Annotated in this window: 14 protein-coding genes; 6 read left to right on the top strand and 8 right to left on the bottom strand. The window is 69.1% G+C overall.

The genetic code is table 11. The annotated features are described in order from the left end of the window. Positions 1-206: 206 nt before the first annotated feature. Both ACOCEP_RS11680 and ACOCEP_RS11675 read right to left on the bottom strand, forming a co-directional pair. On the bottom strand, positions 207-875 hold the full coding sequence (locus tag ACOCEP_RS11680; protein WP_257483619.1) for a response regulator: 669 nt from the start codon (positions 873-875) through the stop codon (positions 207-209). Next, positions 872-1,996 carry a sensor histidine kinase gene (locus tag ACOCEP_RS11675; RefSeq protein WP_482337242.1) on the bottom strand — a complete coding sequence of 375 codons (1,125 nt, stop codon included), beginning with the start codon at positions 1,994-1,996 and terminating at the stop codon, positions 872-874. The genes ACOCEP_RS11680 and ACOCEP_RS11675 overlap by 4 nt, the downstream gene beginning before the upstream one ends. A 138-nt stretch (positions 1,997-2,134) precedes the next feature. On the opposite strand from ACOCEP_RS11675, the gene ACOCEP_RS11670 reads away from it, so the two are divergent. Both ACOCEP_RS11670 and ACOCEP_RS11665 read left to right on the top strand, forming a co-directional pair. Beyond that, positions 2,135-2,608 carry a helix-turn-helix domain-containing protein gene (locus ACOCEP_RS11670; RefSeq protein ID WP_482337241.1) on the top strand — a complete coding sequence of 158 codons (474 nt, stop codon included), beginning with the start codon at positions 2,135-2,137 and terminating at the stop codon, positions 2,606-2,608. A 2-nt stretch (positions 2,609-2,610) separates the two neighbouring features. Further along, positions 2,611-3,168: a VapC50 family PIN domain-containing toxin gene (locus ACOCEP_RS11665; protein ID WP_482337240.1), complete on the top strand. Its 558-nt coding sequence runs from the start codon at positions 2,611-2,613 to the stop codon at positions 3,166-3,168. On the opposite strand, the gene ACOCEP_RS11660 is transcribed toward ACOCEP_RS11665, so the two are convergent. Together ACOCEP_RS11660 and ACOCEP_RS11655 are read right to left on the bottom strand one after the other, a co-directional pair. Then, positions 3,142-3,999, bottom strand: coding sequence for a hypothetical protein (locus ACOCEP_RS11660; protein WP_482337239.1), 858 nt, complete (start codon positions 3,997-3,999; stop codon positions 3,142-3,144). The two genes, ACOCEP_RS11665 and ACOCEP_RS11660, sit on opposite strands and share 27 nt — an antisense overlap. A gap of 63 nt (positions 4,000-4,062) precedes the next feature. Further along, positions 4,063-4,896, bottom strand: coding sequence for a helix-turn-helix transcriptional regulator (locus ACOCEP_RS11655; protein ID WP_482337238.1), 834 nt, complete (start codon positions 4,894-4,896; stop codon positions 4,063-4,065). A gap of 109 nt (positions 4,897-5,005) precedes the next feature. Between ACOCEP_RS11655 and ACOCEP_RS11650 the strand changes: the two genes are divergently transcribed. From ACOCEP_RS11650 to ACOCEP_RS11640, 3 genes are read left to right on the top strand one after another with little or no spacing between them, the layout of a single operon-like run. After that, positions 5,006-6,436, top strand: coding sequence for an MFS transporter (locus ACOCEP_RS11650; protein WP_482337237.1), 1,431 nt, complete (start codon positions 5,006-5,008; stop codon positions 6,434-6,436). Positions 6,437-6,489: 53 nt separating this feature from the next. After that, positions 6,490-7,008, top strand: coding sequence for an RNA polymerase sigma factor (locus ACOCEP_RS11645; protein ID WP_192747392.1), 519 nt, complete (start codon positions 6,490-6,492; stop codon positions 7,006-7,008). Beyond that, entirely contained in the window at positions 7,001-7,873 is an 873-nt protein-coding gene (locus ACOCEP_RS11640) for a VOC family protein (protein ID WP_482337236.1), read from the top strand. Before ACOCEP_RS11645 ends, ACOCEP_RS11640 begins: the two co-directional genes overlap by 8 nt. 11 nt (positions 7,874-7,884) lie before the next feature. On the opposite strand, the gene ACOCEP_RS11635 is transcribed toward ACOCEP_RS11640, so the two are convergent. Genes ACOCEP_RS11635 through ACOCEP_RS11625 form a run of 3 tightly spaced genes read right to left on the bottom strand, consistent with a single transcriptional unit; the run spans position 7,885 to position 11,294 of the window. Next, positions 7,885-9,648 (bottom strand): gamma-glutamyltransferase family protein, encoded by a 1,764-nt coding sequence (locus ACOCEP_RS11635; protein WP_482337235.1) that lies wholly within the window; start codon positions 9,646-9,648, stop codon positions 7,885-7,887. 32 nt (positions 9,649-9,680) lie between these two features. Continuing rightward, a complete protein-coding gene (locus tag ACOCEP_RS11630; protein WP_482339688.1) occupies positions 9,681-10,088 on the bottom strand; it encodes a hypothetical protein in 408 nt (135 codons plus the stop codon). 12 nt (positions 10,089-10,100) lie between these two features. Further along, positions 10,101-11,294, bottom strand: coding sequence for an FAD-dependent monooxygenase (locus ACOCEP_RS11625; RefSeq protein ID WP_482337234.1), 1,194 nt, complete (start codon positions 11,292-11,294; stop codon positions 10,101-10,103). A gap of 113 nt (positions 11,295-11,407) precedes the next feature. Here ACOCEP_RS11625 and ACOCEP_RS11620 point away from each other — a divergent pair, with 113 nt between their 5' ends. After that, positions 11,408-11,986 carry a TetR/AcrR family transcriptional regulator gene (locus ACOCEP_RS11620; protein ID WP_482337233.1) on the top strand — a complete coding sequence of 193 codons (579 nt, stop codon included), beginning with the start codon at positions 11,408-11,410 and terminating at the stop codon, positions 11,984-11,986. A 66-nt stretch (positions 11,987-12,052) separates the two neighbouring features. On the opposite strand, the gene ACOCEP_RS11615 is transcribed toward ACOCEP_RS11620, so the two are convergent. Further along, positions 12,053-13,363 carry a UDP-glucose dehydrogenase family protein gene (locus tag ACOCEP_RS11615; protein WP_482337232.1) on the bottom strand — a complete coding sequence of 437 codons (1,311 nt, stop codon included), beginning with the start codon at positions 13,361-13,363 and terminating at the stop codon, positions 12,053-12,055. Positions 13,364-13,467 lie beyond the last annotated feature (104 nt).

Below are 13,467 nucleotides of genomic sequence, written 5' to 3'. Positions count from 1 at the left end.
ATCGCCCCTCCGGATCGCCGGAACCCTGGTGGAGACGGAAATGAGGCGTCGACCGGTCGAGTGCACGTGCAGATGCACGTCCTGCACGAGCCCCGTTCGCACGACGATCAGGCAGCCGATTAACGGAACGTCAGCGCGGGGACCGGCTTGACGACCCACCGTGACCGGCGCAGATTTTTCGGCGATCTCAGCTTTTTGGGGGAACCTCAACCTCGGCGAGGGCTGACCAGACCCGATTCGTAGGCGAGCACCACCAGCTGCGCCCGGTCGCGTGCCCCGATCTTGGTCATGATGCGGCTGACGTGCGTGCGCGCGGTGGCCGTGGAGATCACCAGATGCGCGGCGATCTCGTCGTTCGACATCCCGCCGGCGACCAGGCCGAGGACCTCGCGTTCGCGGTCGGTGATCTCGCGGACGGCGCTCACGTCGATGCGGCGGTTCTCCGGCCGGTCGACGAACTCCGCGATCAGCCGCCTGGTCACGGTCGGCGCCAGCAGGGCCTCGCCCGCGGCCACCACCTTCAGCGCCCGCAGCAGCTCCACCGGATCGGTGTCCTTCAGCAGGAATCCGCTCGCTCCGGCGCGCAACGCCTCGTAGACGTACTCGTCGACGTCGAAAGTCGTCAGGACCAGGACCTTCACCCCGGCCAGCTCGGGATTCGCGGTGATCCGCCGCGTCGCTTCGAGCCCGTCGACGCCGGGCATGCGGACGTCCATCACGACGATGTCCGGCCGGTGTTCGACGGCGGCCGCGACGGCCTGCTCGCCGTCACCCGCCTCGGCACAGACCTCGAACCCGTCCTCGGTCTCCAGCAATACCCGGAAACCGGCGCGGACCAGCACCTGGTCGTCGGCGAGAACCACCCGGATCGTCATTCTTCCCCCTTGATGGGCAGGTCCGCGCGGACCTGGAAGCCGCCGTCCACCACGGACGTCGTGAGCGCGCCGCCCAGCGCGGCCGCCCGTTCGGACATCCCGCGCAGGCCGTGACCGGGCGCGGGATCGACGGCGCCACGGCCATCGTCGCGGACGAGCAGCGTCAGCGCACCGGTTTTCCGCTCGAACCTGACGTCCACACCCCGCGCCTGATGCGCGTGACGGACCACGTTCGTCAGCGATTCCTGCAGGATCCGGTACGCGGCGCCGTCGACGGGCGCGGGCAGCTCCCCCGGTTCGCCGTCGACGCGGACCTCCAGCCCGGCGGCGCGGGCGTGGTCGAACAGCTCGTCGGCATGGGCGAGACTCGGCGCGGGCGCCTTGTCCTCCCCGGAACGCAGCACGGCCAACGTCGCGCGAAGGTCCTTCAGCGCCGAAGCGCTCGCCTCCTTGATGTTCAGCAACGCCTCTTTCGCCTGCTCCGGACGCCGGTCGGCGACATGCGCGGCAACCCCGGCCTGGACGTTGATCATCGCGAGGCTGTGCGCGACGACGTCGTGCACCTCACGGGCGATGGTGAGCCGCTCCTGCTCGGCCATGCGGTGCCGATGCTCGTCGGCCTGCTCGCGGCGGGCCCGCGCGGCCGCCAACCCGTTGCGCACCGCCGTCCCGACGCCGACGATCGCGATCACCCAGACCAGCCCCAGCCCGGCCCGCAGGTCGAAACCGGCGAACCCGTGCCGGACGAACAACACGATCCCCGCCACCGCCAACAGCGCTCCGCCGGTGCTACCCGCGACGATCGGCCCACGGATCTTGGTGAGCAGGAAGAGCGCGATGGTCGGCAGCACGATCGCCGGCCCGCCCGGGTTGCCGGACATGTAGTAGCCGAGCGTCGACGCGGAGGTGAGCAGGAAGATCGTCATCGGGAAGCGGTGGACGATCAGCAGCGGAACCGCCGTGGCGACCAGCCACAACACCGCGGACGAGGTCAGCTGCGGCGCGTCCGGCTGCCAGCGCGAGGCGCCGCTCGTGGCACCGAGGACGAACCCCAGCGGCAGCACCACGCGCAGCACGCGGCCCACCCAGGGGCTCCACGGAAACCGTTCTTTCAGCAGCACGGTCCGAAAACTACCCGGGGCGGGGAGCGGGCGCGTCCGTCGAGAAGCGGCTTCCGGGCTACGCCGCCTGCGGTAGCCGACGACCCAGGTGGCGCCTTTCGTTTTTTTCGATTACCGTGTGGTCTCGAGGGAGGCGACATGACATCGACGATCGAGCAGCACACCGTGCTGCCGCCCTCCGCCACCGAGCCGGATGCCCGCCGAGAACTCCGGCGGCTCGACGAGCTCATGGGGGCGCGGCAGGCGAAACTGGTGGGGCCGGACGGTAGCGAGGTAGCCCTTCCCGAGCAGGTCTACGACGTTCTTCGGGACGTCGTCAAAGCCATGTCCCAGGGCTTCGCCGTCAACATCGCGCCGTTGAACGCCGTCCTGACCACCCAGCAGGCGGCCGACATGCTCAACGTATCCCGGCCGACACTGGTCAAACTGCTGGAATCCGGCGAGATCCCGTTCGAGAAACCGGGACGCCACCGGCGGGTCCTCCTCAGTGACCTGCTCGAATACCGGGCGCGTTCGCGTGCGGAACGGCAAGGATTACTCGATGAGCTGACTGCTTCGGCGAGCCGGGACGGCAGCGATGACATCGTCGACGGGTTCATCCAGACTCGCTAGCCGTGCCTTTTCCCGCTTTCCTCGATGCTTGCGTGCTCATTCCCATCCGGCTGACGGATCTCTTGCTACGCCTGGCCGAGGCCGGCACTTACCGAGCGCTGTGGTCGGGCGAGGTGCTCGGCGAGGTCGAACGGAATCTCGTCGGGCATTTCGGTCTCGAGCCGGCGCGGGTGAAGCGGCGAATGACCGGCATGCGCTCGGCCTTCCCGGACGCCGAGGTCACCGGCTATGGGCACCTCATTCCTGCCATGACCAATCATCCGAAGGACAGACACGTGCTGGCCGCGGCGGCGCACGCGAAGGCCGCGGTGATCGTGACGGCGAACCTCAAGGACTTCCCGGCTTCAGCCCTTGAGCCTTGCCGGATCAAGGCGATACACCCCGACGACTTCCTGCTGGACCAACTCGACCTGTATCCGGCGGCCACTCTTCGCTGCTTACGCGAACAGGTCGGCGCCCTCGAACGGCCGCCGGAAACGCTGGGCGAGTTTCTCGAAAGATTCGAGAAGACGGTCCCCGGCTTCAGCAAGGAATCACGTCGCCTGCTCGACCACCGGTAGCCGCCGCAGGACCGAGACCATCATCAGCACGCCGCCGGCCACCTGCACGGCCAGCACCGCCGCGTGATCGGCGGATCCCATGGTGAACGCGGCGAACAGGCCCCACGCCCCGGTGCCCGCCATCGCCCCGGCGCCGGTCCACACCAGCACCAGCCGCGGCCAGAACCGCCCTCGTGAGACGTTCGCCAGCGCGAGAACCGCGAGGACGGTGAGCACGGCGATCACGATGTCCTGCCCACGAGCGGCGACGCCGCCGGGACCGAAGGCCCAGATCGTGTGGAAGGCCGCGCAGACGAGCGCGATGACGATGCCGAGCACGCCCGCCGCACCGAGGGTCCCCGGCTTCACGGTGCCGGTGACGACGAACCACCAGCGATCGCGGGCGTAGAGCACGAAAGCGGTCAGCAGCAGGATGCCCTGCCAGGCGAATCCGCCGTAGACGACGGCCCAGACCCAGTTCTCCAGCGGCATTTCGGTCAGGTGCGCGGTGGACAGGTCGGCGACGATCACCGGGAGGTCCAGCACGATCGGCGCGAGCAGCCCGGTGCCGATCCAGATCGGGAACAGCACGAGCGGCGCGGGGATCCGCCGACCCCAGGAGTAGGTGAACGCCAGCGCCAGGACCACGGCGACGACGTCCATCCCGCCGGTCGCCAGGTTCGCCAGCAGCATCAGGTCGGAGTCCACAAAGGACGGATCTCGGAGGCCGAGGCTGCCTCCGGTGACCCAAGACGCCTTCAACGTCAAGTACGGGAGCGTGCCGAGGATCGCCGCGTAGCAGACGATCAGGCGGACGCTGGAGATCTTGGGTGGAGCCATCGCTACGGTCATGCACCCAGCGTCGGAGTTCGCGCCGCGGAAAGGCTCCCTCGCGAGCCTGGTCCGTCTCCCTCTTCAGAAGGAACTGGGCAGCTTGGCCGCGGTTTCCTCGTCCGCCGGGGTCAGCGTCGCCAGGGAGATCTCGGAACGCCGCCCGAGGTACAGGTACGAGAATTCGAATCGCAGCAGGCCGACGTCCGGGTGCAGGTACCGCTTGAGCACGATCCGCTCGCTGGAGACGTCGTGCTCCTTCCACATCCGTTCGAAGAGCTCGGACTCCTGCCGCAGCCGCTTGACCAGGTTCTTCCACGCCGGTTCGGCGAGGTGCTCGGCCATCGCGGCGCGGAAACCGGCGACCACGCGGGGCAGGTTGAGTTCCCAGTCCGGCAGCCGGCGGCGCCACTCGGGATTGGTCAGGCATTGGATCATCGTGTTGCGCTCCTCGAACGGGATGTCGTCGAGGCCGCCCATCAGCCAGTCGTAGGCCCGGTTGTAGGCGAGGATGTCGCATCGCGCGTTGCGCACGCAGACCGGGAACGGCTCCAGTTTGTCCATCATCCGGTGGACGTTCCGGCTGAGCAGTTTGCAGTCCTTTTCCAGCGGCGGTTCGGGCGCGCCGGCGAGGGTGAACAGGTGCGTGTGTTCGTGCGGATCGAGCCGCAGGGTGCGGGAGATCGCGTCGAGCACCTGCTCGGACGCGTTGATGTCGCGTCCTTGTTCGAGCCAGGTGTACCAGGTGACCCCGACCCCGGCCAGCTGCGCGACCTCCTCGCGGCGCAGCCCCGGCGTGCGGCGCCTGCCGCCGATCGGCAGGCCGACCTGGTCCGGGGTGATGCGCTCGCGGCGGCTGCGCAGGAAGGCGGCCAGTTCGTGCCGCCGCACCTCGGCCACTCGCGAATCGACGGTCATGGTCACCTCATCAGGTTCGCAAAGCTCGAAGCCGGTTACCAGGGTAGTGGCGGTACCAGGATAAACACACTCCTGGTACCAGGGTCACGATCGGCTGATCGTGGTACCCATGACTTCCACGCAAGTTCCGGCGACGCCCGCCCGCGCCGCCGCCGGCCCGGGCCTGACCTCGGCCGGGCTGGTCACCGTGCTGCTGGGGGCGGCACTTCCCCTCGTCGATTTCTTCATCGTCAACATCGCCCTGCCCGCGATCGGGTCGGATCTTCGCACCTCGTCCGCCACCTTGGAACTGGTGGTCGCGGCCTACGGGATCGCGTACGCCGTCCTGCTCGTCGTCGGCGGCAGGCTCGGCGACGCCTTCGGCCGCCGCAAGCTGTTCCTGATCGGGCTGGCCTCCTTCACCTTCACCTCCCTGCTCTGCGGGATCGCGCCGACGGCGTCGACGCTGGTGCTGGCACGGGCCGCGCAAGGGGCGGCCGCCGCGCTGATGCTGCCGCAGGTGCTGTCGATCATCCAGGCGACGACGACCGGCGAGCGCCGATCCAAGGCGCTCGGTCTCTACGGCGCGACGGCGGGACTCTCGATGGTGCTCGGCCAGTTCCTCGGCGGAGCGCTGGTGGCCGCGGATCTCTTGGGCACCGGGTGGCGGCCGATCTTCCTGGTCAACGTGCCCGTCGGGATCGCCGGTCTGCTGGTCGCGCGACGGCTGGTCCCGGAGAGCCGCTCACGGAATCCGCTCGGCGTCGACCGTCCCGGCACGGTCCTCCTGGCGATCGCGCTGGTGTCGCTGTTGCTCCCGCTGGCGGAAGGACCAGTGCGGGGGTGGCCACTGTGGACGATCGCACTGCTGGTCGTCTTTCCGTTCGCCGCGGCCGGATTCGTCCACGTGGAGCGCCGGATGGAACGCCGGGGCGATGTTCCGCTGCTGCCGCCTTCGGTGCTGCGGATGCCGAGCGTGCGGCAAGGGCTGCTCGTCGGGGTGCCGTTCTTCGTCGGGTTCAGCGCGTTCATGTTCGTGTTCGCCGTGACGTTGCAGGACGGGCTGCACCTCGGCCCGTTGGGATCCGGTCTGGTGACGGCGCCGCTTTCGCTCGCGTTCTTCGCGATGTGCCTGGTCAGCAGCCGCCTGGTGACGCGGTTCGGGCAGCGGGTGGTGGCCGCCGGTCTTTCGGTGCAGCTGCTCGGGCTGCTGGCGCTGATCGGCACCGTGCTGCTGGAGTGGCCGGATCTCGGCGTGCTCGACTTCTTGCCGGGGATGCTGCTGTGCGGTCTCGGCCAAGGGCTGGCGATGACGACGGTGTTCCGGATCGTGCTGTCGAAGGTTCCGCCGGAGATCGCCGGGGTCGGCAGCGGGATGCTGACGACGTCGCAGCAGGCCGCGATGGCGCTGGGCGTGGCGACCCTGGGCACGTTGTTCGCCTCGGCCGCCGCCGGACCGCTCGGGATGAAGGGTTCGTTCGCGCTGGTCATCGGCATTCAGGCGGTACTGACGGTCGGGGTGATCACGGTGGCGAGGCGGCTGCCGGACCCGCGGAACTGAGAAAGTCCGATTTCACCCGTCGGAGATGTGGTCTCCCGAGCGACGATGGGGTTGTGACGGAACCACGGGTGCACCGGGACCCGGCCTTCGCGCTGCTGTCGCTGTACGAGACGGCGTTGCCGGAGGTCTACGGGTACCTGCTGTCCCGGTGCGGTGATCGCACCCTCGCCGAGGAGCTGACGTCCGAGACGTTCCTCGGCGCGGTGAGGGCCTGTCGCAAGGAGTTCGCACCTCCAGTGAGCACCGGGTGGCTGATCGGTGTCGCCCGGCACAAGCTCGCCGATCACTGGCGGCGCAAAGCACGTGAGGAACGCGGGCTGCGGCTCGTCCACGAGGAGGAGTACACCGATCCGTGGGACGAACGGCTGGACGCGCTGCTGGCACGCGAAGTTCTCGCGTCGCTCGGGGCGCATCACCAGGCCGCGTTGACGCTTCGCTACGTCGACGGCCTCCCGGTCCCGGAGGTCGCCGGCCATCTCGATCGCACGGTGCACGCCACGGAGGCGTTGCTCGTGCGGGCTCGTGCCGCGTTCCGGCGTGCTTACCAGGAGAAGGAGGGTCGCGATGCCTGATCCGTTCGACGCGCTTCGCGTGCCCTCACAGCCTGTGGAGCCTGACCCGCTCTTCGCCGCCGAACTGCGCGACAACCTTCGTCGCGCCGTCCTGAACGGAGCCGATATGACGGAAACAGCCGAAGTACGTTCCCTGACGCCCTATCTCGTGGTCACCGACGCGCGCGCCGCGCTCGACTTCTACGTCGAGGTGTTCGGGGCGCGACGGCGGTCCGATCCGATCGTGATGGAGGACGGCCGCGTCGGGCACGCGGAGCTGGCCATCGGCGACAGCGTGCTGATGTTCGCGGAAGAATTCCCCGAACTGGGCATCGTCGTGGCGCCCGCCGGTGGCCCGCTGATCCGGGTCGAGGTCGCGGACGCGCACGCGTCGGCCGCGCGGGCCGTGGAGCTGGGCGGGGAGTTGCGACGTCCCGTCGCGGACGAGGGTCACGGGCTGAGCGGCGAGATCAAGGATCCGTACGGCCAGCGGTGGCTCGTCGCGCAGGCGGCGCCTCGGCCCGCTTCGGCAGCTACGCCGGTCCGGCACGGGGAAGCGGGCTACTTCACCTTCCAGGTGCCAAGCGACGAACGCGCGAAGGCGTTCTACGGCGCCGTTCTGGGCTGGCGATTCTCGCCTGGGACGGTCGAGGGCGGCTGGGGCGTCGAAGGCTCCGGCCTGCAGGGCGGGCTCTGGGGTGGCCCGGGGCGGCAGGTGGGCTGGAAACTCATGTACGCCGTCGACGATCTCGCCGCCGCCCTCGACCGTGTCCGCGCCCAAGGCGGCCAGGCCGGCGAAACCGAACAGCAGCCCTACGGCCTGAGCGCCGATTGCGTGGACGACCAGGGCATCGAATTCTGGCTCTGGGAACAGCCGCGCTCTTGACCTCGTGAGCGTCAGCGTCCGGCGGCGTAGCCCTGCATTCCGCGCGCGTTCGCGGCGGCGCGAAGCACGCCGCCGGAACGCGACACGGCCGAAAGCCGTCCGAGCGCCCAAGGTCCGGCATCGACGACGGCGTGCCCGCGCGCGGCGAGTGCGTCCATTGTGGACTGGCCGAGCCGGGACTCGACCACCAGTTCCCGCGGCGTCCACGAACGCGGATAGAACGAACTCGGGAACGCGGTGGTGTGCCACGCGGGCGCGTCGATCGACTCCTGGAGGTTCAGCCCGCCGAGCGTGTGCGCCAGCCAGAAACACAGCTGCCACTGGTCCTGCTGGTCTCCACCGGGGGTCCCGAACGCGAGCACCGGCTCGCCGTCACGCAGGCCCATCGACGGCGAAAGCGTGATGCGCGGCCGCTTCCGAGGCGCCAGCGAGTTCGGCAGACCCTGTTCCAGCCAGAACATCTGGCCCCGCGAGTCGAGGCAGAAACCGAGTTCCGGGATGGTCGGGCTCGATTGCAGCCAGCCACCCGACGGCGTCACCGAGATCATGTTCCCGGCCGCGTCGACGACGTCGACGTGCACGGTGTCGCCGCGGGTCTCGCCCAGCGGCCCGACCGTCGGCTCCCCCGTCGCGCCGGAGCCGGATTCCAGTCCTCGCAGCTTTTCGAGGATCGCGGGCAGCCGCGGCGAGGGGCCTCCTGGCCGGAGTTCGGCGGACGCTTCTTCGGTGATCAACGCGCGGCGGGCGTCCGCGTACTCACGCGAGATCAGCGACTCGATCGGCACGTCGGGCGAATCCCCGTACCAGGCCTCGCGGTCCGCGAACGCCAGCTTCGCCGCCTCGACGGCCAAGTGCACGGTGCGTTCCGTCGGCATACCGTCCACATAGGACAATTCGTCGCGCAGGCCGTCCAGCAACCGCGCCTGCTGCAGCAACGCCGGGCCCTGCGTCCAGGCGCCCATCTTCACCAGGCCCCAGTCGCCGAAGTCGACCTGCAACGCGTCCTCGTACGTCGCTTCCCAGCCCGCGATGTCCTCGCCGGTGAGGAGACCGGCGTGATCGCGCCCGGAATCGTCACGGAAAGCCTTGCGGCTGAACGTATCGATCGCCTCGGCGACGAAACCTTGCGACCACGCGCGGCGTCCGGCGTCGATCTGCGCCTCACGGCCACTGACCGACTCGGCCTCGGCGAGCAGCCGCTCCCAGGTGTCCGCGAGAGCCGGGTTGCGATGCAGCCCCTCGGCGGGCTTGCCGTCCGGCAACCAGAGCGCCGCCGACGTCGGCCAATGCTCGGTGAAGAGCTCCCGCACCGCGCGGATCGTGTCACCGACCCGGCTGACCAGCGGAATCCCGTTACGCGCGTAGGAGATCGCGTAACCGAGAACGTCACGCAACGACTTCGTGCCGTGATCCCGCAGGAGCAGCAGCCAGCCGTCCCACGCGCCGGGGACGGTCGCGGGAAGCAGGCCGCTGCCAGGGATCAAGTCGAGCCCGAGATCCGCGAAGTATTCCGGCGTCGCGGCCGCGGGCGAGACCCCCTGGCCGGCGAGAGCTCGCGGGGTCCGGTCGGCGGCGGTGACGAAGATGCCGGGGACCTGCCCCGCCGGGCCGCACAGATGCGGCTCGGCGACCTGCAGGACGAACCCGGCCGCCACCGCCGCGTCGAAGGCGTTGCCGCCGTTTTCGAGCACCGCCATGCCGGTGGCCGAGGCCAGCCAGTGCGTCGATGCCACCATGCCGTGGGTGCCGGCCAGCTCCGGCCTGGTCGTGAACACGACGGTGATACTACGCTTTGCTAACTACTTTTTCAGTCCCAGTGGTTGAAGAGGGCTTCGCCGAGGTTGTCAGGCCGCCAGTACCTGACGTCGTCTTCATCGACCCAAGGCCACGCGGCCTGGTCGAGCGGCCCCTCGAGCTCGGCACGGGTGAAGATCCGGCAGGCGGGAAGCAGTTCTTTCAGAACGGCCAGCAGGCCCGGCTCGTCGACGAAGGAGAGCGAACCGGATTCCACCGGCGTCGCGGCGATGCCGAGCCCGTGCCAGGTCGCGTTCTCGCCCCAGTCCCGCGTCAACAGCACGGCGACGGTGCGGTGGGGGTAGGCGATGTGGCACTGGTCGAAATTCGGCGCGTAGTAGGAGTACCGGAACTCCTTCACTTCACCGGCCGTCCGCCGGGCAGCCTCGTAGCAGACCTTCCGGAACTCCTTCTTGTCCATCACCCACCGAAACTATCCCCGCGCGGCCACCGGCGCGTCATAGTTTTCCAGCGTCGCCGCGTTCGCCGCCCGCGACGTGATCCACGTGAACACCCTGGTCATCGGCCGCGAGCCCAGCATCCGGTACAGGAAGTTCCGATAGCCGACCATGAACCGGCTCTTCGGCGCGAGGAACGTGCCGATCCCGGCCGCCTGCTTCTGCGAGACCTTCACCGGACCGCGCAGCTTCTCTTCGTAGCGCGCGAAAGCGACTTCGTGGTCACCGTGTGCGGCCGCGAGCTCGCCGGCCAGGACGTAGGCGCCCATCATCGCGAGCCCGGTGCCCGAACCGCCCGGACCCGCGCACCAGGCCGCGTCGCCCAGCAGCACGACCCGGCCTTGTGACCATTTGCCGAGGTGGATCTGGCTGAGCGAATCGAAGTACAGCGCGTCGACGTCGGCGAGGCCTTCCAGCAGCGTCGGGGCTTCCCACCCGAAGTCCGCATAGCGCTCGGCAAGGATCTTCTTCTGTTCGTCGCCATCGCGGCGACGCACCTCCAGCGCCTCCGACGCGAAGACAAGGCTGACGTTGAGGGCCGAACCGTCGCGACCGCTGGCGACCATGACCGTGCGGCCGGGGACGCTGCAGATCTGGCCGAGATGGTCGAGGCCGAGGTGGTTCGGCACGGTGAAGCCCGCGGCGTGGAAACCGAGGTCGGTACGGAATCGCTCTTCGTCGCCGAAGGTCAGCCGCCGCACGCCCGAGTGCAGCCCGTCCGCGCCGACGACCAGGTCGAATCTGCGCGATTCGCCGTGGGCGAAGCCGACATCGACGCCGTCCGCGACCTCGTCCAGCCGGGTGATCCAGTCGCCGAAGACGTACTCGACGTCGTCTTTCGTGTGTTCGCAGAGGATGCGGGTCAGATCTCCGCGCTCGATCTCGACTTCGCCGCTGAAGAAGACGGACGGCATCTGGGCGACCTTCTTGCCACGCACGTCGACGATGACCTGCGCGCCCATCGCGGTCTCCTTCGCGCGAATGTCCTCGAGGATCCCCATGCGCTCCAGCAGGGCCATCTGCTCGCCGCGGAAGTCGACCGCGCTGCCGCCTTCGCGCAGGGCCGGGGCGCGTTCGACGACGGTCGGCGCGAACCCGCGCTTCCGCAGCCAGAAGGCGAGGGCCGGGCCCGCGATGCCGGCGCCGGAGATCAGAACGGTGGTCGTCATGGCTGCTCCCTGGGGTTCGTGGTGATGGAAGCGACCGTACGCGAGATTTGCACGCTTGGTCAATCCATTTGGTTAAACCAAGTGGATAAACCGTGTGGCCTAGGATCCCTGGCATGGGCAATCGCGAGGACCTGATGACGGGCGCCATCCAGTGCTTGAAGGAAAAAGGCTGGTCACGCACGACGGTGCGGGATATCGCGACGGCGGCCGGGGTCAGCCACGCGGCGATCGGCTACCACTTCGGATCGCGCGAGGCACTCCTGCTGACGGCGTTCTCCCAGGCCATGGACGACTGGGGCCGGGAGATCCAGGTCGAAATGAGGAGCGCAGTCGACCCCGGCGCTTCGCCGTCCGAGCAGTACGCGGCGTCCTGGCGCGCGATGATCGACTCGTACGGGCGCAACCGGCAGCTGTGGATCGCCTCGATCGAGGCGTTCGTCCAGTCCGAGCATCACCCTGAGCTGCGGAAACAGCTCGCCGCCGCACAGCGCGAGGGCCGACGGGGGATGGCGGCGGGCATCCTCGGGATCGACGAGGAGACCCTCACCGAGGCGGACGAGCGGCGGATCGGCGCGGTGGCCACGGCCCTCAACTCGGGCGTGATGCTGCAGCACATGCTCGACCCGGAGAACGGGCCGACGGCCGAGGAGGTCGTGGACGGGCTGCTGAAGCTCGTCTCCCTCGTGTCATGAAAGGGTCGTTCAGGACGAAAAATGTCCTGAACGACCCTTTCATGACACCCGCGGGAGGCAGGTGGGTCAGGAGACGGCGACCTTCCGCCGCAGCGCCGCCCGCGGCCGCCCGACGCCCTGCCACGACAGCCCGGCGTCCAGGATCCGTTGCGGGTCCAGGAGATTGCGCGTGTCGACGACCGAGTCGCCGTCCATCTGCTCGGCCATGTACGTCCAGTCGAGCCGCTTGAACTCGTCCCATTCCGTCAGCACGACGACCGCGTCGGCCGCCTTCGCGACCTGGTACGGGTCGTCGACGACGGTCATGCCGTCGATGTGGCCGCCGACGGCGGGGTCGTAGGCGGTCAGTTCCGCGCCGAGCGCGCCCAGCACGGACGCGACCGCGAGGGCGGGCGAGTCGCGCAGGTCGTTCGTCCCGGCCTTGAACGCCAGCCCGAGGATGCCGATCCGCGATCCGGCCGGCGTGCCGCCGACGGCGCCGGCGATCTTCGCGACGATCCGGTCCCGCTGCGCGATGTTCTCCTCGATCGCCGAGGTGAGCAGCGTGAAGTCGTACTGCACCGACTCGGCGACGCGGACCAGCGCGCTGGTGTCCTTCGGCAGGCAGGAGCCGCCCCAGCCGGGGCCGGGTTTGAGGAACGAGCGGCCGATGCGCCGGTCGTAGCCCATCCCCTCGGTGACCAGGTCGATGTCGGCGCCGAGGCGTTCGCAGAGTTCGGCGATCGAGTTCACATAGGACAGTTTCATCGCGAGGAAGCAGTTCGCCGCGTACTTCACCAGTTCCGCGCTGGCCGCGTCGGCGACGACGACCGGGGCGGCGAGGTCGGCGTAGAGATCGCCGACCCAGCGGGCGGCCGCGACGTCGTCCGAACCGACGACGATCCGGTCGGGGCCGAGGAAGTCCTCGACCGCGGTGCCCTCACGCAGGAACTCGGGGTTCGACACCACCGGGACGTCCGTGCGGCCGAGCATCGCCTGGATCCGCTTCGACGTCCCCACCGGGACGGTCGATTTGGTGACCAGCGCGCACCCCGGCGGGATGACGTCGCCGATCTCGGTGGTCACGGCCTCGACGGCCCGCAGGTCCGCCGAACCACCCGCGCCCATCGGCGTCGGCACACAAAGGAAAACGGCCTCCGCGTCCCGGACGGCGTCCCGCGCGCCGACCACGAACTCGAGTCTTCCGCTGGTCAGCCCCCTCGACACCAGCTCGGACAATCCCGGCTCCAGGATGTCCACCCGTCCGGCGGAAAGCCTTGCGACCTTCGCCTGGTCGACATCGACGCAAGTGACTCGATGCCCCAGGCCGGCCAAGCAGGCTCCCGTGGTCAATCCGACGTAACCCGTCCCCACCACCACGATCCGAGCAGCGCTCATGCTGCTGAAGGTGACAGCCGGAGTTGACCTCCAAACGAACGGAATGCTTCCGGTCCGAATACTCCTCACGACATGCTGCGCACCCCGAGTGAGCCATCCCACCC

Source organism: Amycolatopsis sp. CA-211722, assembly GCF_056828465.1.
The sequence above is the reverse complement of the archived record's forward strand: the minus strand, read 5'-3'. Positions and strand labels throughout refer to the sequence as shown.

Coding starts and splice junctions, on each gene's coding strand:
- ACOCEP_RS11680 (WP_257483619.1), bottom strand. CDS start 875: ATGACGATCCGGGTGGTTCTCGCCGACGACCAGGTGCTGGTCCGCGCC.
- ACOCEP_RS11670 (WP_482337241.1), top strand. CDS start 2,135: ATGACATCGACGATCGAGCAGCACACCGTGCTGCCGCCCTCCGCCACC.
- ACOCEP_RS11660 (WP_482337239.1), bottom strand. CDS start 3,999: ATGACCGTAGCGATGGCTCCACCCAAGATCTCCAGCGTCCGCCTGATC.
- ACOCEP_RS11655 (WP_482337238.1), bottom strand. CDS start 4,896: ATGACCGTCGATTCGCGAGTGGCCGAGGTGCGGCGGCACGAACTGGCC.
- ACOCEP_RS11650 (WP_482337237.1), top strand. CDS start 5,006: ATGACTTCCACGCAAGTTCCGGCGACGCCCGCCCGCGCCGCCGCCGGC.
- ACOCEP_RS11640 (WP_482337236.1), top strand. CDS start 7,001: ATGCCTGATCCGTTCGACGCGCTTCGCGTGCCCTCACAGCCTGTGGAG.
- ACOCEP_RS11630 (WP_482339688.1), bottom strand. CDS start 10,088: ATGGACAAGAAGGAGTTCCGGAAGGTCTGCTACGAGGCTGCCCGGCGG.
- ACOCEP_RS11625 (WP_482337234.1), bottom strand. CDS start 11,294: ATGACGACCACCGTTCTGATCTCCGGCGCCGGCATCGCGGGCCCGGCC.
- ACOCEP_RS11620 (WP_482337233.1), top strand. CDS start 11,408: ATGGGCAATCGCGAGGACCTGATGACGGGCGCCATCCAGTGCTTGAAG.
- ACOCEP_RS11615 (WP_482337232.1), bottom strand. CDS start 13,363: ATGAGCGCTGCTCGGATCGTGGTGGTGGGGACGGGTTACGTCGGATTG.